Origin of the sequence: Streptomyces chartreusis NRRL 3882 (assembly GCF_900236475.1) — a bacterium.
Taxonomy (GTDB): Bacteria; Actinomycetota; Actinomycetes; order Streptomycetales; family Streptomycetaceae; genus Streptomyces; species Streptomyces chartreusis_D.
The window spans coordinates 2,115,530-2,141,094 of record NZ_LT963352.1; the positions used below are offsets into that span (position 1 = coordinate 2,115,530).

General features: G+C 68.8%; 18 protein-coding genes. 3 read left to right on the forward strand and 15 right to left on the reverse strand.

Annotated features, from left to right (window positions below):
* Positions 1-55: 55 nt before the first annotated feature.
* Positions 56-1,072, reverse strand: a complete 1,017-nt coding sequence (locus SCNRRL3882_RS09415; protein WP_010033981.1) for a hypothetical protein — start codon at positions 1,070-1,072, stop codon at positions 56-58.
* An 82-nt stretch (positions 1,073-1,154) separates the two neighbouring features.
* Here SCNRRL3882_RS09415 and SCNRRL3882_RS09420 point away from each other — a divergent pair, with 82 nt between their 5' ends.
* The gene (locus SCNRRL3882_RS09420; protein ID WP_029180755.1) at positions 1,155-1,532 is read left to right on the forward strand and encodes a hypothetical protein; all 378 of its coding nucleotides are present in this window, start codon (positions 1,155-1,157) and stop codon (positions 1,530-1,532) included.
* 186 nt (positions 1,533-1,718) lie between these two features.
* Here the strand turns inward: SCNRRL3882_RS09420 and SCNRRL3882_RS09425 are convergent, their stop codons facing one another.
* The 9 genes from SCNRRL3882_RS09425 to ngcE form a co-directional block, all read right to left on the reverse strand.
* Positions 1,719-3,218: an amino acid permease gene (locus tag SCNRRL3882_RS09425; RefSeq protein ID WP_010033977.1), complete on the reverse strand. Its 1,500-nt coding sequence runs from the start codon at positions 3,216-3,218 to the stop codon at positions 1,719-1,721.
* A gap of 136 nt (positions 3,219-3,354) precedes the next feature.
* Complete coding sequence (dxs, locus tag SCNRRL3882_RS09430) at positions 3,355-5,286, reverse strand: 1-deoxy-D-xylulose-5-phosphate synthase (protein ID WP_010033976.1); 1,932 nt, start codon at positions 5,284-5,286, stop codon at positions 3,355-3,357.
* 189 nt (positions 5,287-5,475) lie between these two features.
* The gene (locus tag SCNRRL3882_RS09435) at positions 5,476-6,768 is read right to left on the reverse strand and encodes a sugar ABC transporter permease (RefSeq protein ID WP_010033974.1); all 1,293 of its coding nucleotides are present in this window, start codon (positions 6,766-6,768) and stop codon (positions 5,476-5,478) included.
* Positions 6,765-7,556: an ATP-binding cassette domain-containing protein gene (locus SCNRRL3882_RS09440; RefSeq protein ID WP_010033972.1), complete on the reverse strand. Its 792-nt coding sequence runs from the start codon at positions 7,554-7,556 to the stop codon at positions 6,765-6,767. The genes SCNRRL3882_RS09435 and SCNRRL3882_RS09440 overlap by 4 nt, the downstream gene beginning before the upstream one ends.
* 188 nt (positions 7,557-7,744) lie before the next feature.
* Complete coding sequence (locus SCNRRL3882_RS09445; protein ID WP_040902513.1) at positions 7,745-8,845, reverse strand: sugar ABC transporter substrate-binding protein; 1,101 nt, start codon at positions 8,843-8,845, stop codon at positions 7,745-7,747.
* Positions 8,846-8,978: 133 nt separating this feature from the next.
* Entirely contained in the window at positions 8,979-10,190 is a 1,212-nt protein-coding gene (locus SCNRRL3882_RS09450; RefSeq protein WP_010033968.1) for an ROK family transcriptional regulator, read from the reverse strand.
* 182 nt (positions 10,191-10,372) lie between these two features.
* On the reverse strand, positions 10,373-11,296 hold the full coding sequence (locus tag SCNRRL3882_RS09455; protein ID WP_010033965.1) for a carbohydrate ABC transporter permease: 924 nt from the start codon (positions 11,294-11,296) through the stop codon (positions 10,373-10,375).
* A complete protein-coding gene (locus SCNRRL3882_RS09460; protein ID WP_010033963.1) occupies positions 11,296-12,222 on the reverse strand; it encodes a carbohydrate ABC transporter permease in 927 nt (308 codons plus the stop codon). Before SCNRRL3882_RS09460 ends, SCNRRL3882_RS09455 begins: the two co-directional genes overlap by 1 nt.
* 42 nt (positions 12,223-12,264) lie before the next feature.
* Positions 12,265-13,719, reverse strand: coding sequence for an N-acetylglucosamine/diacetylchitobiose ABC transporter substrate-binding protein (ngcE, locus tag SCNRRL3882_RS09465; RefSeq protein ID WP_010033961.1), 1,455 nt, complete (start codon positions 13,717-13,719; stop codon positions 12,265-12,267).
* Positions 13,720-14,114: 395 nt separating this feature from the next.
* On the opposite strand from ngcE, the gene SCNRRL3882_RS09470 reads away from it, so the two are divergent.
* Both SCNRRL3882_RS09470 and SCNRRL3882_RS09475 read left to right on the forward strand, forming a co-directional pair.
* Positions 14,115-17,912, forward strand: a complete 3,798-nt coding sequence (locus SCNRRL3882_RS09470; protein WP_173937231.1) for a GH92 family glycosyl hydrolase — start codon at positions 14,115-14,117, stop codon at positions 17,910-17,912.
* Between the two features lie 20 nt (positions 17,913-17,932).
* Complete coding sequence (locus tag SCNRRL3882_RS09475; protein ID WP_010033958.1) at positions 17,933-19,918, forward strand: alpha-glucuronidase; 1,986 nt, start codon at positions 17,933-17,935, stop codon at positions 19,916-19,918.
* Between the two features lie 12 nt (positions 19,919-19,930).
* On the opposite strand, the gene SCNRRL3882_RS09480 is transcribed toward SCNRRL3882_RS09475, so the two are convergent.
* From SCNRRL3882_RS09480 to SCNRRL3882_RS09500, 5 genes are read right to left on the reverse strand one after another with little or no spacing between them, the layout of a single operon-like run.
* Positions 19,931-21,169, reverse strand: a complete 1,239-nt coding sequence (locus SCNRRL3882_RS09480) for a beta-galactosidase trimerization domain-containing protein (protein ID WP_010033956.1) — start codon at positions 21,167-21,169, stop codon at positions 19,931-19,933.
* Positions 21,166-21,852 carry a hypothetical protein gene (locus tag SCNRRL3882_RS09485; RefSeq protein WP_010033955.1) on the reverse strand — a complete coding sequence of 229 codons (687 nt, stop codon included), beginning with the start codon at positions 21,850-21,852 and terminating at the stop codon, positions 21,166-21,168. The genes SCNRRL3882_RS09480 and SCNRRL3882_RS09485 overlap by 4 nt, the downstream gene beginning before the upstream one ends.
* The gene (locus SCNRRL3882_RS09490; protein WP_010033952.1) at positions 21,849-23,504 is read right to left on the reverse strand and encodes an extracellular solute-binding protein; all 1,656 of its coding nucleotides are present in this window, start codon (positions 23,502-23,504) and stop codon (positions 21,849-21,851) included. The genes SCNRRL3882_RS09485 and SCNRRL3882_RS09490 overlap by 4 nt, the downstream gene beginning before the upstream one ends.
* Positions 23,505-23,518: 14 nt before the next feature.
* Complete coding sequence (locus SCNRRL3882_RS09495; protein ID WP_029180751.1) at positions 23,519-24,391, reverse strand: carbohydrate ABC transporter permease; 873 nt, start codon at positions 24,389-24,391, stop codon at positions 23,519-23,521.
* Positions 24,385-25,377 (reverse strand): ABC transporter permease, encoded by a 993-nt coding sequence (locus tag SCNRRL3882_RS09500; RefSeq protein ID WP_010033946.1) that lies wholly within the window; start codon positions 25,375-25,377, stop codon positions 24,385-24,387. Before SCNRRL3882_RS09500 ends, SCNRRL3882_RS09495 begins: the two co-directional genes overlap by 7 nt.
* Between the last annotated feature and the right edge of the window lie 188 nt (positions 25,378-25,565).

A 25,565-nucleotide genomic window follows, 5' to 3' on the forward strand; every position in this document is an offset into this window, starting at 1 on the left:
CCTTGACACACTTCGGGTGTCTGGAGCGACGGGAGCCTCAGAAGGAACGGGTGAGTCAGATCTCCCGCCAGGCCTCCAGCGCGAGCCCCGGCTCGTCCTTGCGGCGGGTGAGCAGCAGCTTCCCGGCCGACGGGGAGACGGAGGCCGCGACGACCTCGTCGTGTTCGTCGAGCGCAAGCGACACCGTGGCGTCGGCGGGCAGCTGGGGACCCGACTCGGTCCACCAGGCCCCGGCGGACTCCTGTTCGGTCGGATAGGCGGCGAACGCGACCCGGCCGCTCGACGACCGCTGGGCGAGCACGGTGCAGTCGTGCCCCTCGATCTCACAGCGCACGGCGGACACGGGACCCGGCCCGGCGGAGGCGATGAGCGTCACCGGCTTCTCCCCCGGGCGCCAGGCGCACAGGTCGCCGGAGGCCTCCGTGAAGAAGAGGGTGGTGTGTTCGGCGGACGTGGCGATCGCCCGCAGGGTCCCCGGGCGCACGGGCACGTCGGCCCCCTCCCCCCGCACCGGGGTCCGGCCCGGCTCCTCCTGCCGCCAGTGCAGAATCCCGCCGGCGGTGCAGGCGTACACCTCGACCAGCCCCGACTCTCCCGTGACGGCGGCCAACTCCCCCGCCACGTCATGCCCTTCGAGGTCCTGCCAGGGCCCCCAGCCGCCCTTCTCCTTCTGGTTGCGCAGGCTCACTCCGCCGCCCTTGTTGCGGACGAAGACGTAGCCACGCCCTTGCGCGTCGACGGCGACGGCCGGCTCGCCCGTCCGCTCGCCCTTCTTGTCCGGGTGCCCGATCGGGACCCAGTCCAGGGGCGCGAGGCGGGGCCGGAAGTGGGTGGAGTGCACGAGTCCCGACTCGCCCGGCACGGTGGGCCGCCAGGCGGCCAGATGGGCGTAGCCGTCGGCGCCCTGGCCGACCGCGACGCCCGGGTGCAGCTTCTGGGTGCCGCCGACGGTTCGGGGGGCGTCCCAGGAGCCGGCGGGGCCGCGTTCCGCACGGCACAGGACGGCGTCGCCGGAGGGCAGGTAGACGGTGAGGCAGCCGTCGCGGCCGCGGATGAGCCAGTCGCCGTTCACCTGTTCACCTTACGCGGGCGGTACAGGTCGGCACCCCGCCCGCCCCGTGCCTGGCCGGGGTCCGCCGTGCGACCCTGACCACATGGACAACAACGCTCCCCTGCTTGTCGTCGTCGACGCCGCGAATGTCGTCGGGTCGGTGCCGGACGGTTGGTGGCGGGACCGCAAGGGGGCGGCGGAGCGGTTGCGGGACCGGTTGGCGTCGGACGGGGTGCCGGGGGTGGCGGCCGCCGGGCCGGTGGAGATCGTGCTCGTGGTGGAGGGGGCGGCGCGCGGGGTGGAGTCCGTGTCCGGGGTGCGGGTGGAGTCGGCGGTGGGCAGCGGGGACGATCACATCGTGGACGTGGTCGCGGGGGCGGGTGCGCGTGCGGTGCTGGTGGTCACGGCGGACCGGGAGCTGCGGAGGCGGGTCGGGGAACTGGGGGCGGAGGTGACGGGGCCGCGGTCGGTACGGCCCTAGGGGTGCTGGGGGACGCTGCGCAACCCGGCGCTGCAGGGGCGCTGCTGGTGGCTGCCCGGGTCGGGTGGGTCCGCAACCCGGCGGAGCGGGGTGCCGCCGCGCCCACCCGTGCCGCCCTTGGCGGCACGATTGCCCGCAGCCAGGGCAGCTGGGCGGGAGCCACCGCGTAAGCGGGTCGCGCGCGGGCTAGAGCGTTTCCTCCGGCTTCGTTGCCTCTCCCCTCGCGAGGCGGCTGTGTGTGCGGCCGTAGAGGAAGTACACCAAGAACCCGGCGGCCATCCAGATGCCGAACCGCACCCACGTCTCGGCCGGCAGGTTGATCATCAGCCACAGGGAGGCGCACACCGACACGATCGGGATGACCGGCACCCACGGCGTGCGGAACGCCCGGTGCAGGTCGGGGCGGGTCCTGCGGAGGACGAGGACACCGATGGCGACCACCACGAAGGCGAACAGCGTGCCGATGTTCACCAGCGCGGCGAGCTCCGTCAGCGGAGTGAAGCCGGCCAGGATCGCGATGATCACGCCGAGCAGGATGGTCGGCCGGTGCGGGGTCCTGAACCGCGGGTGGACGTGCGAGAAGAACCGCGGAAGCAGCCCGTCACGGCTCATCGCGAAGAACACCCGGGTCTGCCCGAGCAAAAGGATCATGCACACCGTCGTCAGACCGACCGCGGCGCCGAAGCTGATGAAGCCCGCGAACCACGGATGCCCGGTCGCCTTGAACGCGTCGGCCAGCGGGGCGTCGATGGACAGCCTGGTGTAGTGCTGCATGCCGGTGACGACGATCGACACGAGGACGTACAGCGTGGTGCAGATCAGCAGGGAACCGAGGATGCCGCGCGGCATGTCGCGCTGCGGGTTCCGGGTCTCCTCCGCCGCCGTGGCCACGACGTCGAAGCCGATGAAGGCGAAGAACACGACGGAGGCGGCGGTGAAGATGCCCATCACGCCGAAGTTGGAGGGCGCCCAGCCGAACATGAGCTGGATCAGTGGGGAGTCGAGACTCGACCCGGCCTCCACCGGCTTCTCCTTCGGGATGAACGGGTCGTAGTTGGCACCCTTGATGAGGAACGCCCCCGCGACGATCACGACGAGGACGACCGTCACCTTGATGGCGACGACCAGCGACGTGATCCGCGCGGACAGCTTCATGCCGAGCACCAGGATGCCGGTGAGGACGAGGACGAGCGCGGCGGCGAGGATGTCGAAGCCGAAGACGTCGGCACCCTCTCTGCTGCCGAGGGCCGCGGGCATCTCCCAGCCCGCGTTGTCCATGAGCGACTGGATGTAGCCGGACCAGCCGACGGCCACCACCGCCGTACCGAGCGCGAACTCCAGGACCAGGTCCCAGCCGATGATCCAGGCGGGCAGCTCACCGAGGGAGGCGTACGAGAACGTGTAGGCGGACCCGGCGACCGGGACCGTCGACGCGAACTCGGCGTAACAGAGCGCGGCCAGGGCGCAGGCGACGCCGGCCGCGACGAACGCCAGGGCCACCGCCGGCCCCGCGTTGTTCTTCGCGACTGTTCCGGTGAGGACGAAGATGCCGGTGCCGATGATCACGCCGACGCCGAAGACGGTCAGATCCAGCGCGGACAAGGACTTCTTGAGCGCGTGCTCTGGCTCCTCGGTGTCGAGGATGGACTGCTCGACCTTCTTCGTCCGGAAGAGGGTGCTGCTCACGGGGTACCTCCCACGCTTGTCGTCCTCGACATGATCGAGAGGGGGCACCATCCGTATGCCCCGGCGGGGAAGGGTTCACGCCAATGGGCCGGTTCCACCACCCTTGGCGGTGGTGGAACCGGCCCATTCAGCGGTGTCAGTCGCGCGCGGGCTCCACGGAGTCCACCGCGTCCGCGGTGCTGCGCTCGTACCGGCCGTCCAGCCTGGCGACCAGCCCGGTCACCTGGCGGGCGATGTCCGGCGCGGTGAGGCCGATCTCGGCCATGACCTCGGCGCGCGAGGCGTGGTCGAGGAAGCGCGGCGGGATGCCGAAGTCGCGCAGCGGCACGTCGACGCCCGCGTCACGCAGCGCCTGCGCGATCGTCGATCCCACACCCCCGACCCGGCTGTTGTCCTCGACGGTGACGACCACGCGGTGCCGCTCGGCGAGCGGGGCCATGGCCTCGTCGACGGGTTTGACCCAGCGCGGGTCGACGACCGTGGTGGAGATGCCCTGCCTGTCCAGCAGTCCGGCGATCTCCAGGCACATCGGTGCGAGCGCGCCGACGGAGACCAGCAGCACATCGGGCCGGTCGGTGCCGGGCTCACGCAGCACGTCCATGCCGCCGACCCGGCCCACGGCGGGAACGGCGGGACCGACGGCGCCCTTGGAGAAGCGGACCACGGTCGGCGCGTCGTCGACGGCGACGGCCTCCCGCAACTGCGCGCGGACCTGGTCGGCGTCACGCGGCGCGGCCAGCCGCAGCCCCGGCACGACCTGGAGGATCGACATGTCCCACATGCCGTTGTGTGACGCCCCGTCGGTGCCGGTGACGCCGGCCCGGTCCAGGACGAAGGTCACCCCGCACTTGTGCAGGGCCACGTCCATCAGCACCTGGTCGAAGGCCCGGTTGAGGAAGGTGGCGTACACCGCGAACACCGGGTGCACTCCGCCCGTCGCCAGGCCCGCCGCGGACACGGCACCGTGCTGCTCGGCGATGCCGACGTCGTAGACCCGCTCGGGGAACCGCTTGGCGAACTTCTCCAGGCCCACCGGCTGGAGCATGGCGGCGGTGATGGCGACGATGTCCTCGCGCTCCTCACCCAGCTTGACCATCTCCTCGCCGAACACGGACGTCCAGTCGGCGCCGGAGGAGGCGATGGGCAGGCCTGTGTCGGGGTGGATCTTGCCGACGGCGTGGAAGCGGTCGGCCTCGTCCTGGAGGGCGGGCTGGTAGCCGCGGCCCTTCTCGGTGAGGCAGTGCACGATGACGGGCCCGCCGAACCGCTTGGCCCGCGCGAGGGCGGACTCCAGGGCCTCCAGGTCGTGTCCGTCGATCGGGCCGACGTACTTCAGGCCGAGGTCCTCGAACATGCCCTGCGGGGCGATGAAGTCCTTGAGGCCCTTCTTCGCGCCGTGCAGGGTGTCGTAGAGCGGCCGCCCGACGACGGGGGTGCGCTCCAGCACCTCCTTGGTGCGGGCGAGGAACCGTTCGTAGCCGTCCGTCGTCCGCAGTGTCGCGAGGTGGTTGGCGAGACCGCCGATGGTCGGCGCGTAGGACCGCTCGTTGTCGTTGACGACGATGACGAGGGGCCGGTCCTTGGCGTCGGCGATGTTGTTCAGCGCCTCCCAGGCCATGCCGCCGGTCAGCGCCCCGTCACCGATCACGGCGACGACGTGGCTGTCGCGCTCGAGGAGCTCGTTGGCCTTGGCGATGCCGTCGGCCCAGCCGAGGACGGTCGAGGCGTGCGAGTTCTCGATGATGTCGTGCTCGGACTCGGCCTGCGAGGGGTAGCCGGACAGGCCGCCCTTCATCTTCAGCTTCGAGAAGTCCTGACGGCCGGTGAGCAGCTTGTGCACGTAGGACTGGTGACCGGTGTCCCAGAGCACCTTGTCCTTGGGCGATTCGAAGACCCGGTGCAGGGCGATGGTGAGCTCCACCACGCCGAGGTTGGGGCCGAGGTGCCCGCCGGTCTTGGAGACTGCTTCGACAAGGAAGGTCCGGATCTCCTCCGCCAGCTGGTTCAGCTCCTCCAGGCTGAGCCGGTCCAGATCGCGCGGTCCCCTGATTCGGGTCAGCAGCGGCACCCGTGCCTCCTTGCAGTAGAGCTGTTCGAGCTGTTGCCGGGCGTGTCGAGTCTAATGTTCCGCCCCTGAGGACTGCGCCGAGGCCGTGCGTCATACGTCACGCATTCGGCTGTACCCAACTTGTGCCTCACCTACGACACGACTGTGCCCGGCACCTCGCGGTGCCGGGCACAGTGGTGGTCTTCGGCGCTACGCGCGCCCCGCGGTCTTCTGCGTCTTGCGCGTCACCGCGTCGATCACGACCGTGGCCAACAGCACACCACCCGTGATCATGTACTGCACCGGAGAAGCGATGCCCTCCAGGGCGAGCCCGTACTGGATCGACACGATCACCAGCACACCGAGCAGCGCGTTCCACGTCCGTCCACGACCACCGAACAGCGACGTGCCGCCGATCACCGCGGCCGCGATCGCGTTCATCAGCAGGTCACCCCCACCGGCACCCTGGTTCGCCGCGGCGATCTTCGACGCGATGAACAGACCGCCGACCGCCGCGAACGTCCCGGAGATCGCGAACACCGAGATCCGGACCATCTCCACGTTGATACCGGCCCGGCGGGACGCCTCGACGCTGCCGCCGAGCGCGAACACCTTCCGCCCGTACGCCGTCCGCCGCAGCACGAAGTCCGTGACCAGCAGCACCACGATGAAGATCACCACGGCCAGCGGCAGGCCCTTGTACTGGTTGAAGACGATGGCGACGGCGAACGCGACGATCGCCAGCAGCACCGTCCGCACGATGGTCTCGCTCAGCGGCCGCGACGGCACCCCGGCGGCCTCCCGGCGCCGGTTGCCGAGGAAGGAGCTGAGGAAGAACCCGGCGGTCACCACGGCGGCCAGGCCGTACGCGGCGGCCACGTCCGAGAAGTAGTAGCTGGTCAGCTGGGCCACGACCCCGTCCGGGTCGAGGTTGATCGTGCCGTTGTCGCCCAGGATCTGGAGCATGAAGCCGTTCCAGAACAGCAGTCCGGCCAGGGTGACGGCGAACGCCGGGACGCCGATCTTCGCGAAGAAGAAGCCGTGCAGCGTGCCGGCGACCGTGCCGGTGACGATGGCCAGCACGAAGGCGAGCCACTCGTTCATGCCGTTGGTGACGTTCAGCACGGCGAAGGTCGCACCCGCGACACCGCTGACCGAGCCGACCGACAGGTCGATCTCACCCAGCAGCAGCACGAAGACGATGCCGACGGCGATCATGCCCGTGCCGACCATGGCGACGGACATGTCGGACAGGTTGCCCGCGGTGAGGAAGTTGGAGTTCAGGCTCTGGAAGATGATCCAGATGATGGCCAGGCCGATGACGACCGGGATGGAGCCCAGGTCACCGGACTTCATCTTCCGCTTGAACTCGGTGACGTAGCCGGCGAGACCCTGCTCGCGCACCAGCAGCCGGGGGTCGACGACCGTGACGGCGGCCTTGGCCGCCTCGGGGTTCTCCACGACGTGGTCGTCCGGAGCCGCGGAGGTCTTGTCGATGCTCACTTGGAAACCTCCCCGTTCGTGCGCGCCGCACGGCGGGTCACGGCGTTGTCGGTGGCGCCGGTGATGGCGGAGATGATCTCTTCCTGCGAGGTCGACTTGACCTCGAAGACGCCGTTGTTGCGCCCGAGGCGCAGCACGGCGACCTTGTCCGCGACGGCCTTCACATCGGCCATGTTGTGGCTGATGAGGATCACGGCGTGGCCGCGCTCGCGCAGCCGCTCGACGAGGTCGAGGACCTGCGCGGTCTGCTCGACACCGAGGGCGGCGGTGGGCTCGTCGAGGATGACCAGCTTGGGCTCACCGAGCATGGACCGGGCGATGGCCACGGTCTGGCGCTGGCCGCCGGAGAGCGAGGCGATCGGGATGCGCACGCTGGGGATGCGGATCGACAGCGTGTCGAGGAGCTCGCGGGAGCGGCGCTCCATCTCCACCTCGTCCAGGACGCCGCGCTTGCGGATCTCCCGGCCCAGGTAGAGGTTGCCGACGACGTCGATGTTGTCGCACAGCGCGAGGTCCTGGTAGACGGTCGCGATGCCCAGGTTCTGGGCGTCGTGCGGTTTGTTGATCTGGACGGACCTGCCGTCCCATTCGATGACGCCCTCATCGATGGGGTGCACGCCGGCGATCGTCTTGACCAGCGTGGACTTTCCGGCTCCGTTGTCGCCGACCAGGGCGACCACCTCACCGGCGTGGACCTCAAGCTCTACGTCGGTGAGCGCCTGTACGGCACCGAACCGCTTGGAGACCCCGCGCAACGCCAGCACGGGCGTAGCGGACACGTGAACCATCTCCTTCGCCGCCTGACCCGGCGGGAGGTTGTGCAGAAGTGTGGGAGGAGTGATCACTCCGACGCCCCGCAGAGCTTGCGGGGCTGGTGTGGCGGGGCGCCGGAGGAACTCGGGCAGCCGGTCCCTCACGGGAGTCACGGGAGTCCGGACGCGGACTCCCGTACTCCCTCAGGGGACCTGACGGCTGCTTACTTGAGACCGATCTTGTCGCAGGCGGCCTTGTACTTGCCGGTGCAGATCTCGCTCACGGTGTAGATGCCGTCCTTGATGACGGTGTCGTTGATGTTGTCCTTGGTCAGCGAGACGACCGGGACCAGGACGGAGGGGATGGCCTTGGTGGTCGGGCTGTCGACCTTGTCCTTGGCGATGGAGTCGAGCGACTTGCCCTGGGCGAGGGCGACGGCCATCTCGGCCGCGACGTCCGCCTCCTGCGGGTAGGGCTTGTAGACGCTCATGTACTGCTCGCCGGTGACGATGCGCTGCACGCCGGAGAGTTCGGCGTCCTGGCCGGTGACCGGGATGTCGGCGATGCCGGCGGCCTTCAGGGCGGTGATGATGCCGCCCGCCATGCCGTCGTTGGCGGAGTAGACGCCGATGATCTTGTCCTTGCCGAGGGCGGAGATGGCGCCCTCCATGTTGGCGTTGGCGTTCTCCGGCTTCCACTCCTTGGTGTCGTACTCGCGGCCGATGTTCACCTTGCCGTCGAGGACGGAGTGCGCGCCCTTCTTGAACTGGGCGGCGTTGGGGTCGGTGGACGACCCGTTCATCATGACGATCTGACCGTCCTTGGCCTTGGAACCCAGGGCCTTCAGCAGGGCCTCGCCCTGGGTCTTGCCGACGGTCTCGTTGTCGAACGAGGTGTAGGCGTCGATCGGGCCCTCGGCCAGGCGGTCGTAGGCGACGACGGGGATGTTCGCGTCCTTGGCCTTCTTCACCGAGCCGGCGATGGCCTTGGAGTCCACCGCGTCCACGATCAGCACGTCGACCTTGTTGGTCACCATCGTGTCGACCTGCTGGTTCTGCGTGCTGGCGTCCTGCTTGGCGTTGGCGTAGACGACCTCGCCCTTGCCGCCGGTGAGCTCCTTGACCTTCTTCTCGATGAGCGGCCGGTCGAACTTCTCGTAACGGGCGGTCGCGTTCTCCGGAAGGAGCAGACCGACCTTGATGTCGTCGCCCTTCTTGGCGGACCCCGTGGAGTCGGCGTTGTCGCCGGACTCCTTGGCGCTGCCACAGGCAGCAAGCGAAACGGCCATCGCACCGGCGGCAATCGCAACAGCGGCGCGACGCATACGCGTGTTCACTTCAGAAACCTCCCTGACGAGGCCGCGACATTGCGGCCGAGGTGGCTGGAAGTCAACTCGGCCACACGTGCGACGTCAAGAAGTAAATCCTTAACGAGATGGCAACGGTGCCATCCGTTCTCTAAGTGAAGGCAGGGGTCGCCGCTTGCAGTGCCCCGACGGCGGTCCCGTCCAAAAGTGTTGAATCGCCCATCTCGCTGAGGGCCAGCGCGAGCGCTCCGAGCACCTCCGCACGGCCGCCGAGCGCCCCGGGGAGAACGGACAGCTGGCGTGCCGCGCTGGGAATGGCGTAGCGGCCCACGGACTCCCGGATCGGCCCGAGTACCAGCTCACCGGCCTCGGCGAGATCACCGCCGAGGACCACACGGCTCGGGTTCAGCAGGTTGCAGAGATTGGCGACTCCACTGCCGATGTGGCGGCCGACGTCGGCGATCACCCGACGGCAGCCCGGGTCTCCGTCCCGCGCGAGCCGTACGACGCCTTCCATCGTCAGGTCGGTGCCGTGGCTGGACTGGAGGAGCGGGAGCACGTAGCGCGCGGCCGCGAAGGTCTCCAGGCAGCCGCGGTTTCCGCAGCGGCAGACGGGGCCGGACTCATCGAGTGTAATATGTCCGATTTCTCCTGCGGTACCGCCCGGACCGCGGTAGATCTTTCCGTTGATCACCAGGCCCGCGCCGACACCGCTGGCGACCTTGATGTACGCCAGGTCGCGCACGCCGCGGCCGCTGCCCCAGACCATCTCGCCGAGGGCGCCGAGGTTGGCGTCGTTGTCCACGTGCACGGGTACGCCGAGCCGCCCCCGCAGCTCCTCGGCGGGCTTGGTGCCGGTCCAGCCGGGCAGGATGGCGGTCGAGCCGAGGGTGCCGGACTCGACGTCGATCGGGCCGGGCACGCCGAGGCCCACCCCGGCGATCTTGGACCGGTCGACTCCGGTGGCCTCGATCAGCCGGCTGACCAGCTGTTCCGCCCGGTCGAAGCCCTGCGTCGAGGAGGCGTCCACGTCCAGCGGCTCGGACTCCTCGGCGAGCACCTGGTGGGCGAGGTTCCCGATCGCGACCCGCAGGTGGGTGTGGCCGAAGTCGACCCCTATGACGATCCCGGCGTCCCCGCTCAGCGACACGCTGCGGGCCCGCCGCCCCCCTGCCGACGTCGGCGTGACCTCGACGGTGCCGCCTTCCTTCAACTCCCGGACGATGTTGGACACCGTCGCCGCGGACAGGCCCGTCGTCCGCGCGATCTCGGCCTGGGTGAGGGAGCCCGCCAGGCGTACGGCTCGTACGACCCGCTCCAGGTTGGCTCGGTGCAGCGACGACTGCGACCCCGGAGTCTCCACGACGACCTCCTGCGCGCGGGGTCGCTTCGATGAGACCCCGTCCATGTCCAACTAGTGAACTCTAAGCTGAGCCGTTCGGGTTGCCTCCCGTCAAGAGGTTGAACCGTTTCCGGGTCCATGGACACACGCGTGCACGCCGCCCCCTGTTCGGGAGCGGCGTGTACACGTGCGAACGCGCAGGGTTATTTCAGCGCCCCCGCCGTCAGGCCCTGGACCACCTGCCGCTGGAAGACGATGTACGCGGCGAGCACCGGCAGCATCGCCATCACCAGGCCGGCGAAGAGACCCGACCAGTCGCCCTTGTAGCCCTGGCTGACCGCCAACTGCACGAGGCCCTGGGTGAGGACGCGCTTGTCGGGGTCGGTGTTCAGGACCGTGGGGAGCATGTACTGGTTCCACTGGCCCAGGAAGTTGAAGATCCCGACGCTGACCAGGCCCGGCTTGGCCATGGGCAGCATGATCTGGAAGAACGTACGGCTGTGCGAGGCGCCGTCGACGAAGGCCGCCTCCGCCACCGACGTCGGCAGGGTCCGGAAGAACGCCGTCAGGAAGAACACCGTGAACGGCAGCGAGTAGGCGATGTAGACCAGGATCAGCCCGTGGATGGTGTTCAGCAGGCCCATGTTGTTCACGACGTAGAACAGCGGGACCAGCGCCAGCATGATCGGGAAGCTCATGCCGCCGATGAACAGGTAGTAGATGAAGCGGTTGCCCGGGAAGTCGAAGCGGGCCAGGACGTACGCCGCCATCGAGCCGAGGACCAGCGTGCCGATGAGCGAACCACCCACCACCAGGACGGTGTTGAGGAAGTAGTCGCTCATGTTGGCCTCGGTCCACGCCCGCGACCAGTTGTCGAAGTGCAGCGTGTCCGGCAGCGACCAGGGGGAGCTGAAGATGGACCGGTCGTCCTTGAAGGACGTCATCACCGCCCACAGCAGCGGCATGACCACCATGACCGCCCAGATGACGAGGATGCCGTGGGAGAAGGCGTTGAGGACCGTGCCTTCCTTCTTCTCCTTCGGGGGCGGTCCCGGCGGGATGTCCGTCTTGGTGACGGGTGCACCGGACTCGGCCGGCACGGGCGCGGGGGTCTGTGTCGTCTTCATCAGTACTCCAGCCGCTCGCGACGGCCCAGCCGCATCACCACGGCGGCGAAGGCCAGCGTGACGACGAGCAGGGCGACACCGATGGTGGTGGCGTAGGCGGCCTGCCCGTCGCGGAACGCCTTCTGGTACACGTACAGGACCATGACGGTGGTCGAGTAGTCGGGACCGCCCGGCCCGGTCGTCATGATCTGGACGACCGCGAACGACTCGGCGCCCAGGGCGAGGATGCCCATGTACACCCAGCCCGACTGCACGGTGTCCCAGAGCAGGGGCAGGGTGATGCGGAAGAACGTCGTGGCCCGGCCCGCCCCGTCCAGCAGCGCGGCCTCGTACATCTCCGCCGGGATGGAGGCCATGCCGGCGGAGAAGAGGACCACGAAGAAGCCGACCGTGGACCACACGAGCACCGCCATCACGGCCCACAGCGCGAGGTCGGGGTCGCCGAGCCAGAGCGGCTGGACGCCGTCCAGCCCGATACCGCGCAGGACCGAGTTGATCGCGCCGCTGTCCGGGTTGTACGCGAACGCGAACAGCAGCGCGACGATGGCGATGGACAGCACCTGTGGGAAGAAGTAGACGATCTTGTAGAAGGAGGAGCCCCGGACGCCGGAGATGGCCGGGCCGTTCTTCCTCTTTCTGCCACCGACATTGATCATGAAGGCGAAGAACAGCGCCAGGCTGATCGTCACGACCGGCAGCAGGAGCGCGAACAGCAGGCTGTGCTGCAACGACTTCCAGAAGATCTCGTCGTCGAGCATCCGCCTGTAGTTGTCGAAACCGACCATCTTGAATTCGGGACTCAGGCCGGTCCAGTCCGTGAACGAGTAGTAGATGGACTGGATGAACGGCCAGATCACGAAGAGCGCGTACAGTCCCAGGGGCAGCGCGAGGAAGCCCACGATGAACCGGTACTTGCCGTGCTGCATCGCCACTCCGGTGCCGTTGCGGAAAAAAGAGTTCCGGTGCCGTTACTGGTGCTTGTAGTGCTTGATCGAGCTGTCCTTGGCGGCCTCGTCGGCGTAGCCCTGGATCTTCTTGACGGCCTCGGCCGGAGTGAGACGGCCGGCCATCATCTCCCCCAGGCCGGACACGCCGATCTTCTCCTTCTGCAACTGCACGTACCAGTCCTGCATACGGGGATTCACCACGTTATCCCCGGCCTTGTCCAGGGCCGCGACGCCCGACTTCAGACCCGGGGTGAGGGCGATGCCGTCGGTTCCGCCGTTGTACGCGGTCAATGACTTCACCTTGCTGGTGAAGTTCTTCGAGGACGCCTCGCTGAGCATGATGCGCAGTTGCTCCATGCCGCCTTCGGCGTTCTTCGCCTTGGACGGGACGATGAAGGGCTCGCCGCCGGAGGCCCAGATGGTGCCGAACGGCATCTTGTCGGAGGAGTCGAGGCCGGTGGGCGCGGAGACGGCCAGGTCGAAGTCCTTCGGGATGACCTTGGCAGACTCGTTCTCCACCCAGGAGCCGTTGGGGATGAACAGCGCCTTGCCCTCGGCCCAGGCGGTCTGCGACTGGATGTGGTCCAGGCCCGGGGTGCCCTTGAGGATGTAGCCCTTCTTGTAGAGCTCGTAGTACGCGTCGAAGCAGGCTTTGACGGCCGGGTGCTTCCAGGCGTTCGGCTCCAGGTTGTCGATGGCGTCGAGGACCTCGCGGCCGCCGACCTTGCCGATCATCGGGTAGAGCGAGAAGGGGAGGTAGTACGGGTACTTGCCCGCGTACGTCCAGCCCGCCATGCCCTTCTTCTTGGCCTTCTCGCAGACCGCGAGCATCTGGTCCCAGGTCTCGGGGTACTGCTCGTCGAGCGAGTCCAGGGCCTTCTGCGAGTACCAGACGCCGTAGACGGTGTAGGCGTAGTAGAGGATCCAGACCTTCTCGCCGTCGAACTGGCCCATCTCGACGATGCCGGGGCGCAGCGTGTCGCGGACCTTCTTGCCCGGGTCGTCGTAGGAGGGCGCGTCCAGCAGCGGGGTGAGGTCGGTGAGCTGGTTCTTGCCGACCAGGACGCCCATGTCCATCTGCTCGGCGCCGGAGTTGTCGATGAGGTCCGGCGGGGTGCCCTGGTTGAAGCGGGGCTGGAGGGTGGACTGGATCTTCTGGGTGGCGGAGAACTTCACCTTCACCTTGGGGAAGTTCTTCTCGTAGATCTTCACGGCGTCCTCGGCGTACTCCTTGCCGAAACCGCCGTCGAACAGGACGAATTCCATGCCCGCGGTGTCGTTGACGCCGAGCGGGTTCTTCGCGGTCTTCTTGCCGGCCTTGGCCTTGTCCCCGCTGTCGTCGCCGCCGCTGCTGGCGCAGGCCGACAGGAAGCTCATCGTGGGAACGGAGATCAGCCCGAGCGCGGCGGACCTTTTGATCAGATCACGGCGGCCGACACCCTCGGTGCCGTGGTTCTCGGCGGAAGTGGATCCCATGCTCAAGTCCTCGCCTTCTCCAGGACTCAGGCGGTGAACCGGATCCTCCCCGGCACCGCGATCGGGTCAAGCTGGGTCGTGCAGGAAAGTGCGGGTGGTGACGTGCGGGTGGTGACGTGCGGGTCCTGACGTGCGGATCGCGTGAAGCGTCCGACAGGTATAGTCCACTTCCCGTCGGCGGATCAAGATCGAACACAAGGTTGGCCGTGGGTTTATCCGAGTTGAGACCTCACGGAAAGCCGAGCGCTCTGTCTGTTCCTCGGCGGAAATATCCCGGTCATCACCCCCGGATGCCGCAACCAACACCCTTGACACTCCTTGACACTTGGGCACCTACTGGTCCTTGCGCACCGAAGTTGACAACGTTGTCCACTGCGCAGGGAGGGTACCCGTTGATGCAACGGAAAGCTCGGCACAGATGGGGTGCGGCGGTCGTGTCGGCGACCGCCTTCGCTGTGACCCTGGGGTCCCAGGGCGTTGCGGTCGCACTGCCCGAAGCCCCCGAGAAGGCCGACCGGAGGTTCGCGTCCTCCTTCGAGGCGGACGACCCGGTTCCGGACTGGCTGAACAGCGTCGACACGGACCCGGACGGCGGCAAACGCGCCTCGGGGGTCGACGGCGGCTACAGCAGCGGCATACCGGGCAGTGTGACCGACCACGTCACCGATGTCCGGGCGAGCGCCGAGAACACGGGCGGCGGCGAGGTGAAGGAGAACCTCGCCGACGGCGAGCCGAGCACCAAGTGGCTCACTTTCGAGCCCACCGGCTGGGTGGAGTTCGACCTGGACGAGCCGGTCAAACTGGCGCGATACGCACTGACGTCGGCCAACGACCACGACGAGCGCGACCCGAAGGACTGGACTCTGAAGGGCTCCGCCGACGGCAAGGACTGGAAGACGCTCGACACCCGCTCCGGGGAGTCCTTCTCCGAACGGTTCCGGACCAAGACGTACGACGTGGCGGAACCGGCCGAGTACCAGCACTTCCGGCTCGACGTCACCGGCAACAACGGCGGCGACCTCCTCCAGCTCGCCGACGTGCAGTTCTCCACGGGCGGCAGCGACGGGCCCGTCCCGAAGGACATGCTCTCCCTCGTCGACCGAGGCCCGAGCGGCTCCCCCACCGCCAAGGCGGGCGCCGGATTCACCGGAAAGCGCGCCCTGCGTTACGCCGGTCGGCACACCGCCGACGGGCGGGCGTACTCGTACAACAAGGTCTTCGACGTGAACGTGGCCGTCGGCCGGAACACGCGGCTGGCCTATCGCGTCTTCCCGTCGATGGCGGACGGCGACCTCGACTACGACGCGACGCACGTCTCCGTCGACCTCGCCTTCACCGACGGCACCCATCTGAGCGACCTGGGGGCGACGGACCAGCACGGCTTCCCGCTGACCCCGCGGGGGCAGGGCGCGGCGAAGGTCCTCTACGTCAACCAGTGGAACGACGTGGCCGCGCGCATCGGGTCGGTGGCGGCCGGCAAGACCGTGGACCGGATCCTGGTGGCGTACGACTCGCCGAAGGGTCCGGCGAGGTTCCGGGGCTGGCTGGACGACGTGACCATCGAGTCCGTCGTTCCCGAGCGGCCGAAGGCGCATCTGTCCGACTACGCGGTGACGACGCGCGGCACCAACTCCAGCGGCGGCTTCTCGCGGGGCAACAACTTCCCGGCGACGGCGGTGCCGCACGGCTTCAACTTCTGGACGCCGGTGACCAACTCGGGCTCGCTGAGCTGGCTGTACGACTACGCACGCGCGAACAACGCGGACAACCTGCCGACGATCCAGGCGTTCAGCGCGAGCCACGAGCCGAGTCCCTGGATGGGTGACCGGCAGACCTTCCAGGTGATGCCGTCAGCCGCCCCGGGCATCCCGGACACCGGCCGTGAGGCGCGGGAGCTGGCCTTCCGGCACGAGAACGAGACCGCACGGCCGTACTACTACGGGGTGCGGTTCGAGAACGGGCTGACGGCCGAGATGGCGCCGACCGACCACGCGGCGGCGCTGCGCTTCACCTACCCCGGCGACGACGCGAGCGTCCTCTTCGACAACGTCACCGACCAGGCGGGCCTGACCCTCGACCGGGAGAACGGGATCGTCACCGGCTACTCGGACGTGAAGTCCGGGCTGTCGACGGGCGCGACCCGGCTGTTCGTCTACGGCGAGTTCGACAAGCCGGTCACCGAGGGCTCCTCGTCCGGTGTGAAGGGCTACCTCCGCTTCGAGGCCGACGACCGGACCGTCACCCTGCGCCTGGCGACCTCGCTCATCAGCATCGACCAGGCCAAGGACAACCTCCGCCAGGAGATCCCGGACGGCACCTCCTTCGAGGCGGTGAAGCGCGGCGCCCGGCGGCAGTGGGACCGGCTGCTCGGCAAGGTGGAGGTCGAGGGCGCGACCCCGGACCAGCTGACGACGCTGTACTCCAGCCTGTACCGGCTGTACCTGTACCCGAACTCCGGTTTCGAGAAGGTCGGCGGTACGTACCGGTACGCCTCGCCCTTCTCCCCCATGCCGAACCCGGACACCCCGACGCACACCGGCGCGAAGATCGTCGACGGCAAGGTGTACGTCAACAACGGCTTCTGGGACACCTACCGGACGACGTGGCCGGCGTACTCGTTCCTCACGCCCAGCAGGGCGGGTGAGCTGGTCGACGGGTTCGTGCAGCAGTACAAGGACGGCGGCTGGACCTCCCGCTGGTCCTCCCCCGGCTACGCCGACCTCATGACGGGCACGTCCTCGGACGTGGCCTTCGCGGACGCGTACGTCAAGGGCGTCGACTTCGACGCGAAGGCGGCGTACGAAGCGGCCGTGAAGAACGCGACGGTCGTGCCCCCGAACTCGGGCGTCGGCCGCAAGGGCATGGCCACCTCCCCCTTCCTCGGCTACACGAGCACCGAGACCCACGAGGGCCTGTCCTGGGCGCTGGAGGGCTACCTCAACGACTACGGCATCTCCCGCATGGGCCACAAGCTCTACGAGGAGACCGGCGAGCGGCGCTACATGGACGAGTCCGAGTACTTCCTGAACCGCGCCCGCGACTATGTGCACCTCTTCGACCCGAAGGCCGGCTTCTTCCAGGGCCGCGACGCCGAGGGCGACTGGCGGGTCGAGTCCTCGGCGTACGACCCGCGCGTGTGGGGCCACGACTACACCGAGACCAATGGGTGGGGGTACGCCTTCACCGCCCCGCAGGACAGCCGGGGTCTGGCCAACCTGTACGGCGGCCGCAAGGGCCTCGCCGGCAAGCTCGACGCGTACTTCTCCACGCCTGAGACGGCCTCCCCCGAGTTCGTCGGCTCGTACGGCGGTGTCATCCACGAGATGACCGAGGCGCGGGACGTGCGGATGGGCATGTACGGGCACTCCAACCAGGTCGCCCACCACGCCGTCTACATGTACGACGCGGCCGGGCAGCCCTGGAAGGCACAGGAGAAGGTCCGCGAGGTGCTGTCCCGGCTGTACACCGGCAGCGAGATCGGCCAGGGGTACCACGGCGACGAGGACAACGGCGAGCAGTCGGCCTGGTACCTGTTCTCCGCGCTCGGCTTCTACCCGCTGGTGATGGGCAGCGGCGAGTACGCGATCGGCTCCCCGCTGTTCAGGAAGGCGACCGTCCATCTGGAGAACGGGCGCGAGCTGGTGGTGAAGGCGCCGGAGAACAGCGCGCGGAACGTGTACGTGCAGGGGCTGAAGGTCAACGGCCGGACGTGGACGAAGACCTCGCTGCCCCACTCGCTTCTCGCCCGGGGCGGTGTGCTGGAGTTCGACATGGGCCCACGGCCGTCGTCGTGGGGCACGGGCAGGCACGCGGCGCCGGTGTCGATCACGCGGGACGACGAGGTTCCGGCGCCCCGCGCGGACGTGCTCGACGGTGCGGGTGCCCTGTTCGACGACACGTCGGCGACGGACGCGGCGGTGACGTCCGTGGACCTGCCGGTCCCCGAGCGCGCCGAGGCGGTCCAGTACACGCTGACGTCGCCGGCGGACCGGGCGAGGGCACCGGCCGGCTGGACGCTCCAGGGCTCCTCCGACGGCACGGCCTGGCGGACGCTGGACCGGCGCTCCGGGGAGTCCTTCGCCTGGGACAGACAGACACGCGCGTTCAGCGTGAGGTCACCGGGTACGTACGAGAAGTACCGCCTGGTCCTCGACGGCGAGGGCTCGCTGGCGGAGGTCGAACTGCTCGCCTGAGCAGCCGAGTTGGGGGTTTCATGCCGCTTCCCGTGCCCGCCCTGCCGGAGGGTGTCGACCCGGCCTGGCTGCCGCCCGCCGCCTTCCGGGCGGTCGGCGGCCGGCGGACGCTGATCCGTGGATCCGGTCCGCTGGTGGAGACGGTGCACGGGGAGGTGGCGGAGGCCTGCCGGCGGTTCGGGGGCCGGGTCGTGCGCGAGGCCCGGCCGGACGGTGCCACGTACGACCTGGTCCTCGGCCTCGGTGCCGACGACCTGGGCGACGAGGGCTTCAGCTGCGCGCGTGCGGACGGCACGACGACCGTCACCGCCTCCGGCGGGCGGGGGCTGCTGTACGGCCTGTTCCACGTCGTGCGCCTCGGTGAGGCGGCGTTCACCGGTGGGTGGGCGCGGCAGACGCACCGCCCCGCGCTCGACCTGCGGATGCTCGACCACTGGGACAACGTCGCCGTGCACCCGGTCATGGGCCAGGTGGAGCGCGGGTACGCGGGCGGCTCGCTGTTCTGGGCGGACGGGCGGGCGCGCGGCGACCTGGAGCGGGTGCGGGCGTACGGCAGGCTGCTCGCGGCGTGCGGGATCAACGCGGTCGCCGTCAACAACGTCAACGTGCACGAGACCGAGGCGCACCTGCTGACCGACCGGATCCACGAAGTGGCCGCGATCGCGGATGTGTTGCGGCCCTACGGGGTCGCCACTCATCTTTCCGTGTCCTTCGCCGCGCCGGTGGTGCTAGGCGGGCTGCCCACGGCCGATCCGCTGGACGAGGCGGTGCGCGACTGGTGGGGTGAGGCGACACGACGGGTGTACGAGGCGATCCCCGACTTCGGCGGGTACGTCGTGAAGGCCGACTCGGAGGGGCAGCCGGGCCCGTTCGCCTACGGCCGCAGTCATGCGGAGGGGGCGAACATGCTGGCGGCGGCGCTGGAGCCGTTCGGCGGCACGGTGCACTGGCGGGCGTTCGTCTACAACCACCGTCAGGACTGGCGGGACCGGACGACGGACCGGGCGCGGGCCGCGTACGACCATTTCGTGCCGCTGGACGGGGAGTTCGCGGCCAATGCCGTGCTCCAGGTGAAGCACGGACCGATGGACTTCCAGGTGCGGGAGCCGGTCTCGCCGCTGATCGGTGCCATGCCGCGCACTCGGCTCGCGGTGGAGGTGCAGGCCACGCAGGAGTACACCGGGCAGCAGCGGCATGTGTGCTGGCTGGGGCCGATGTGGAGCGAGGTGCTGCGGTTCCGGCACGAACCGGAGGCGTCCGTGGGAGAACGGGCGCGCGGCGGGCTGGTCGCCGTGTCCAACGCCGGTGACGATCCGTTCTGGACCGGGCACCCCCTCGCCCAGGCCAACCTGTACACCTTCGGGCGGCTGGCCTGGCGGCCGGACGCCGACCCGTGCGAGGTGCTCGACGAGTGGATCGGGCTGACCTTCCCGGAAGCCCCGGAACGCTTGTCCGACGGGTTGCACGCGGCCCTCGACGGCTCGTGGCGGACGTACGAGAAGTACACCGCTCCGCTCGGCGTGGGATGGATGGTGCAGCCGGGCCACCACTACGGGCCGAGCGTCGACGGCTACGAGTACAGCCCCTGGGGCACCTACCACTTCGCCGACCGGGACGGCATCGGCGTCGACCGCAGTGTGGCGAGCGGGACCGGGTACGCCGGGCAGTACGCCAAGCCGTGGGCCGAGCTGTACGAGTCGCCGGACACTTGCCCCGACGAACTGCTGCTGTTCTTCCATCACGTGTCGTACGGACACACACTGCACAGCGGCAAGGCGGTGATCCAGCACATCTACGACACGCACTTCGAGGGCGTGGCGGAGGTCGAGGAGGCCCGCCGTGTGTGGGCGGGTCTCGCGGACCTGGTCGAGCCGGGGCGCCACGCCCGGGTGGCGGAGCGCTACGAGGAGCAGCTCCGCAGCGCCCGCGAGTGGCGCGACCAGATCAACAGCTACTTCTTCCGCAAGTCGGGGGTGCCGGACGAGCGGGGGCGCCGGATCTACTGAGAGATGGCGGCTCTACTGAAGAATCGCCACGCCCAGGGGATCGAGGACCAGGGGTTCGCCCTGCTCGACCCGTTTGCCGGCGAGCAGGTCGGTGGCGGTGGTGTGGGCGGTCAGGAGGGCCGGTTCGGGGGCGTGGTTGAGGAGGAAGAGCAGGCGGGTGCCGTCGGGGGCCACCCGGGTGGCGGTCTCCACGACGGGGTGGTCGGCGTAGGGGCCGAGCAGGTCGTGGCGGGTCAGGATGCGGCGGACGACCTGGTCGACACCGGGCTGGTCGAGGGCGGTGGCGACGTACCAGCCCTCGCCGTCGCCGAACGGGTGGCGGGTGACGGCGGGGGTGCCCGCGTAGAAGTCGGTGCCGTAGGTGGCGACCGGTTCGGCGCCGCGCGGCAGCACGATCTCGAAGACGAGCCGTGCCTCCGCCGGCAGTTCGGGGACGGGCTGGATGAAATCCGGCGGGCGGGCGTCCCATTCGTCCACGCGGATGCCCATGAGGGGGGCGAGCGGGCCGGGGACATCGGTGAGGAAGGCCCGGTCGTGCTCGTCGACGCGGCCGGAGAGGAAGGTGGTCAGGACCGTGCCGCCGCGTGCGGCCACGTCTTCGAGGCGGGTGGCGAGGTCGCCCTTGACCATGTGGAGGGCGGGGGCGAGCACCACGTCGTACGGCGAGAGGTCGGCGGTCTGCCCGATCACGTCCACGTCGGCGCCGGCCTCGCGGGCGGCCCGGTAGTAGGCGTGCACCACGTCCGGGTACTTGACCAGCCGGGAGGGGCCGTCGGAGATCTCCAGGGCCCACCAGCTGTCCCAGTCGAAGAGGAGGGCGGTGCGGGCCGGGGTGCGGGCGCCGAGCGTCCGGTCCCCCAGGGCCGCCAGCTCCTGCCCCAGTTCGGCCACTTCGCGGAAGACCCGGGTGTCGTCGCGGCCGGCGTGGCCGATGACGGCCCCGTGGTACTTCTCGGTGCGGTTGACCTCGGGGTGCCGCTTGGCGAGCCAGGGCGGGAGGGCTGCGGTGCCGGTGGCCAGGCAGACCTGGCGCCCCTCGGTGGCGGCCCGGTCCAGGACACCGTCCAGGACCGTGAAGTCGTAGGTGTCCGGGGCGGGTTGGGTGAGGGACCAGGTGAAGACGCCGACGGTGAGGGTGTCGATGCCGGCCCGGGTGAACAGGCGGTGATCGTCGTCCCGGACGGTCTCGGGCCACTGCTCGGGGTTGTAGTCACCGCCGTACGGGATCTTCGGCGTGCGGGGCGCGGTCATGCCGTGAAGTCCTTCTGGGTCTCGGTGATCACCGTGCGGCTGCCGTGCAGCAGGGACAGCAGCAGCGGGGCGGCCAGCAGGGCGGGCAGGGCCTCGGTCAGCAGGGCGGTCAGCGCGGCCGCCAGGACGAGCAGGGAGGCCGCGGCGAGGGTGGCGCGGCCGTGCCGGAACAGGAAGTACCCGGCGAGGCGGGCGGTGTCCCGGGCGCGGAACGCGAACAGCGAGGTGAGGACGAGGGCGTGGGCGCCCCAGAGGAGGGAACCGGCGCCGATCGCCGCGAGCAGCAGCGCCCACCAGCCGGGCAGGCCGGTGGCGGAGAAGTGCGTGAGGGTGAAGGCGATGACCGTCAGCCAGGCCAGCAGGGGTGCCCACAGTTTCAGCGACGGTACGGCGTTGAGCCGCCAGCCGCGCGCATAAGTGCGGGCCGGGCGCAGGTCCGTGAGGTCGCGGCTGCGGTGGTGCAGGGCGTACAGCGCGGCGGACAGCGCCGGGCCGAGCGGGAGGAGGCATACGGCGGCCAGCGGCAGGTTGGCGGGGTCGGGGGCGAGGAGGAGCAGGCCGGCGAGGCCCGGTGCGGCGGCGAGGAGCAGCAGCGCCTCCACCGCGACCAGGGTGTGGATCAGGCCCGCGGCACGGGAGAGGACTCCGGTGCCGAAGTCGGCCGCGCGTACGCCGCCGCTCACCCGTTCTCCTTCTTGTACCGCTCGTACGCCTTGTTGTGGAGGTCGACGAACCGCTGCATGTTCTTCGCCTTCAACTCGGCGAGGTAGGCGTCCCATTCGGACAGCGGACGCTTGCCGAGGACGAACTTGAGGGTGTTCTGGGTGACGTGGTCCCTCAGCGGTGTCTCCCACAGGGAGGCCTGTTCCTGCTCGAAGGACTGCAGCGGGTGGGCCGGGGCGATGGGCGTCTGTGCGCGCTGGGCCATGGCGTCCTGGAACTTCTTCTCGTCCGGGCTGAACATGGAGGAGACGAGTTCCCAGCTGCCGCCGTAGGCGAAGACGCCGTTGTAGAAGCCGTAGTCCTTCTGCATGTCCTTGGGGGCGTCCGGGTCGGAACCCATGAGGCTGATGCCGGGCTTCGGCTTGTACCGGCCCGCGGAGCGGGTGTAGGTGACACCCTCGACGCCCCACCGCGCGAACCGCTGGCCCTCGTCGGAGTACCAGAGCCAGTCCACGAACTGCAGCATCGCGACGAAGCTGTCGCTCTTGAGGGCCTTGCTGGAGATCATGACGCCGTTCTCCAGCCGGGCGCCGCCCAGCACCACGGGACCGGCGGGCCCCAGCGGCACCGGGATCATCTCGATCTCCGCGCCCTTGACCTGCTTTCGCAGGTTGTACCGGTATTCCTGCACCAGCGCCTGCGGGTTGGCGCTGATCGCGAACGACTTCTCGCCCAGCAGCTTCTGCGCGGCCTCGTCGTCGGTCTGGGTGAAGCTCTCCGGGTCCACCAGCTTCTCGGCGACCAGCTTCCGCACGTACTCGATCATCTGCCGGAAGGTGTCCGTCGCTCCGGTGAAGACGAACTTCCGCGCGTTCGGGTCCCAGCTGATGTTGTCGTACGTCCATCCGGCCCGCACGCCGTACGCCTGGCCGAGGTAGCTGAAGAGGGCGGCGGCAGGATAGGGCGTGTTCTTGCTCCAGCGGTCGGAGAACGGGTAGCGGTCCGGGTACTCCTCCTTGATCGCCTTGAAGACCTCGTACACCTCGTCCCAGGTGCCGGGACGGCTCAGACCGAGCCGGTCGAGGACGTCCGTGCGCAGCGCCAGCGAGTAGCCCGATCTGACCTTCTCGTGCAGGCCGGGCAGCAGGTAGAACTTGCCGTCGGACTGGCGGATGGAGTCGATCTCCGGCTCCAGCTTCCAGCGCCTGACCTTGTCCTGGAAGTTGGGCATCAGGTGCACGTAGTCGCTGACCGGGAGGATCGCGCCCGACGACACGAAGGCGACCTCCGAGGGGTGGTACGTCTTGGGGATCAGGAACGGGGCGTCGCCCGAGCCGATGAGGACGCTGCGCTTCTTCTCGTAGTCGACCAGGGGAACGGCGACGGGCTCGAAGGTGACGCCGGTGCGCTTGGTGAGCTCCTTCCAGAACAGCCAGCCGTTCTTCATCGGGTAGACCGGGTTGTCGTTGTGCAGGACCGAGAAGGACAGCGGCTTGGTCGCCTTGAACTGCTGGCCGACGCGGTACTCCTTCATCGCGCCGTCCCTCTTCTTCGACAGGTCCTTGGAGTCCCCGCCGTCGTCGCCGCTGCCGCAGCCGGTGAGGGTGGCCAGGCCGATGAAACCGGCGGCGGCGAGGACCTGACGCCGCGACAGCTGTCCTGCGTTCTTCACGGTTGCTCCTTCGGTTAGCCCTTGACCGCGCCGAGCATCACGCCCGAGACGAAGTAGCGCTGGACGAACGGATAGACACAGAGGATGGGCAGCGAGGTCAGCACGATCGTGACCGCCTGGATGTTCGCGCCCACCTGGCTGAGCTGTGCGTCGGCGGCACCGGCGTTGCCGCCCGTGGTGGCGCCGGAGATGAGGTTGCGCAGATAGACGGTGACCGGCATCAGCTCGGACTTGTCCATGTACAGGAAGGCGCTGAACCAGGAGTTCCAGAAGGACACCGAGTAGAACAGCACCATCGTCGCGACGACCGCCTTCGACAGGGGCAGCACGATCCGCAGCAGGATGCCGTACGTACTCAGGCCGTCGATCTGCGCGGCCTCCTCCAGTTCGGTCGGCAGGCTCTCGAAGAAGGCCTTCATCACCAGCAGGTTGAACACACTGATCGCGTTGGGGAGCGCGATGGCCCAGACGCTGTTCTTCAGGCCGAGGCTGGTGACCAGGACGTAGTTGGGGATCAGGCCGCCGGTGAAGAACATGGTGAACACGGCGACACCGACCAGTACGCCGCGTCCCTTGAGGTGCTTCTTCGACAGGACGTAGGCGTAACACGTGGTCAGGACCATGGCGACGGCGGTCGCGACCACGGTGTACAGCACGGTGTTGCCGTAGTTCCGCCAGAACATGGAGTCCTGGAACACGATCCTGTACGTGGTGAGGTTGAACCCCTCGGGCCACAGCGTCACTTCACCGGCCCGGATCTGCCGCTCCGAACTGAACGAGCGGGCGATGATGTTGGCGAACGGGTACAGGGTGACGATCACGACCAGGGTGAGGATGACGCCGTTGACGCCCTGGAAGACCCGGTAGGAACGACTCGGCTTCACCACAGGCTCGTCCCCACTGTGCGGCGCGAGAGCTGGTTGGCGGACGTGATGAGGACCAGGCCGATGATCGCCTCGAACAGTCCGATGGCGGCGGCGTAGCTGAAGCTGTTGGACTCCACGCCGGACCGGTAGACGTACGTCGAGATCACGTCGGCGGTCGGATACGTCAGCGGGTTGTACAGCAGCAGGACCTTCTCGAAGCCGACCGCCATGAACGTGCCGATGTTGAGGATCAGCAGCGTCACCATGGTGGGCCGGATGCCGGGCAGGGTGACGTGCCAGATCTGCTGCCAGCGGTTGGCGCCGTCGATCCGGGCCGCCTCGTACAGGTCCTCGTCGATCGTGGTGAGCGCGGCGAGGTAGAGGATCGTGCCCCAGCCGGCGGTCTGCCAGATCTCCGAGCCGACGTAGATCGTGCGGAACCACCCCGGCTCCTGGATGAAGCGGATCGGTTCGTGGCCGAACCAGCCGAGAAGGTGGTTGACCGGACCGTCGCCGGCCAGCATCTGCATGGTGATGCCCGCGACGATCACGATCGACAGGAAGTGCGGAAGGTAGGACACCGACTGCACGAACCGCTTCAGGGAGCGCCGGCGGACCTCGTTGAGCAGCAGCGCCAGCACGATCGGGACCGGGAAGCAGAACAGCAGCGTGAGCCCGCCGATCCACAGGGTGTTGCGGAACACCTGCCAGAAGGTGGGGTCGTCGAGGAACATCTGCACATAGCGCAGCCCCACCCACTCCTCGCCGAAGAGCGACCCGCCCGGCTCGAAACGCCGGAAGGCGATGACGTTGCCGATCATCGGCAGATAGCGGAAGACCAGGAAGAACAGCAGCGGCAGGACCGCCAGCGAGTACAACTGCCAGTCGCGGCGCAGCGCCCGCCGCCAGCCGGTCCGGGCGGGGTCCCGCTTGCCGCGCCGGGGTGCGGCTCCGGCCGGAGGCGGGTCCTCGGTGCCCGGCGGGGCCGATGTGGTGGACGTGCTCATTGCTCGGGCCTCCCGTGGGCATGGGACGCGGAACCGAAACTTTCGAGCTCTTACCGGTAACTTCGCGGCAACTTAAGGGCAGCAGAAAGCGCTGTCAATGGGTGCAGCGGCAGTCGGCTGGGGCGTCTGTGCCGCGTTGGAATCGCGTCGAGCCTGGGTAGACCCCAGGGACCTGCCCCGTCGTCCAT

What these genes read in the sequence shown, in the direction of transcription:
- SCNRRL3882_RS09470 (WP_173937231.1), top strand. Translation starts at nt 14,115, where the DNA reads ATGCAACGGAAAGCTCGGCACAGATGGGGTGCGGCGGTCGTGTCGGCG.
- SCNRRL3882_RS09475 (WP_010033958.1), top strand. Translation starts at nt 17,933, where the DNA reads ATGCCGCTTCCCGTGCCCGCCCTGCCGGAGGGTGTCGACCCGGCCTGG.
- SCNRRL3882_RS09460 (WP_010033963.1), bottom strand. Translation starts at nt 12,222, where the DNA reads ATGCAGCACGGCAAGTACCGGTTCATCGTGGGCTTCCTCGCGCTGCCC.
- SCNRRL3882_RS09440 (WP_010033972.1), bottom strand. Translation starts at nt 7,556, where the DNA reads ATGGTTCACGTGTCCGCTACGCCCGTGCTGGCGTTGCGCGGGGTCTCC.
- SCNRRL3882_RS09500 (WP_010033946.1), bottom strand. Translation starts at nt 25,377, where the DNA reads ATGAGCACGTCCACCACATCGGCCCCGCCGGGCACCGAGGACCCGCCT.
- ngcE (WP_010033961.1), bottom strand. Translation starts at nt 13,719, where the DNA reads ATGGGATCCACTTCCGCCGAGAACCACGGCACCGAGGGTGTCGGCCGC.
- SCNRRL3882_RS09455 (WP_010033965.1), bottom strand. Translation starts at nt 11,296, where the DNA reads ATGAAGACGACACAGACCCCCGCGCCCGTGCCGGCCGAGTCCGGTGCA.
- SCNRRL3882_RS09420 (WP_029180755.1), top strand. Translation starts at nt 1,155, where the DNA reads ATGGACAACAACGCTCCCCTGCTTGTCGTCGTCGACGCCGCGAATGTC.
- SCNRRL3882_RS09480 (WP_010033956.1), bottom strand. Translation starts at nt 21,169, where the DNA reads ATGACCGCGCCCCGCACGCCGAAGATCCCGTACGGCGGTGACTACAAC.
- SCNRRL3882_RS09445 (WP_040902513.1), bottom strand. Translation starts at nt 8,845, where the DNA reads ATGCGTCGCGCCGCTGTTGCGATTGCCGCCGGTGCGATGGCCGTTTCG.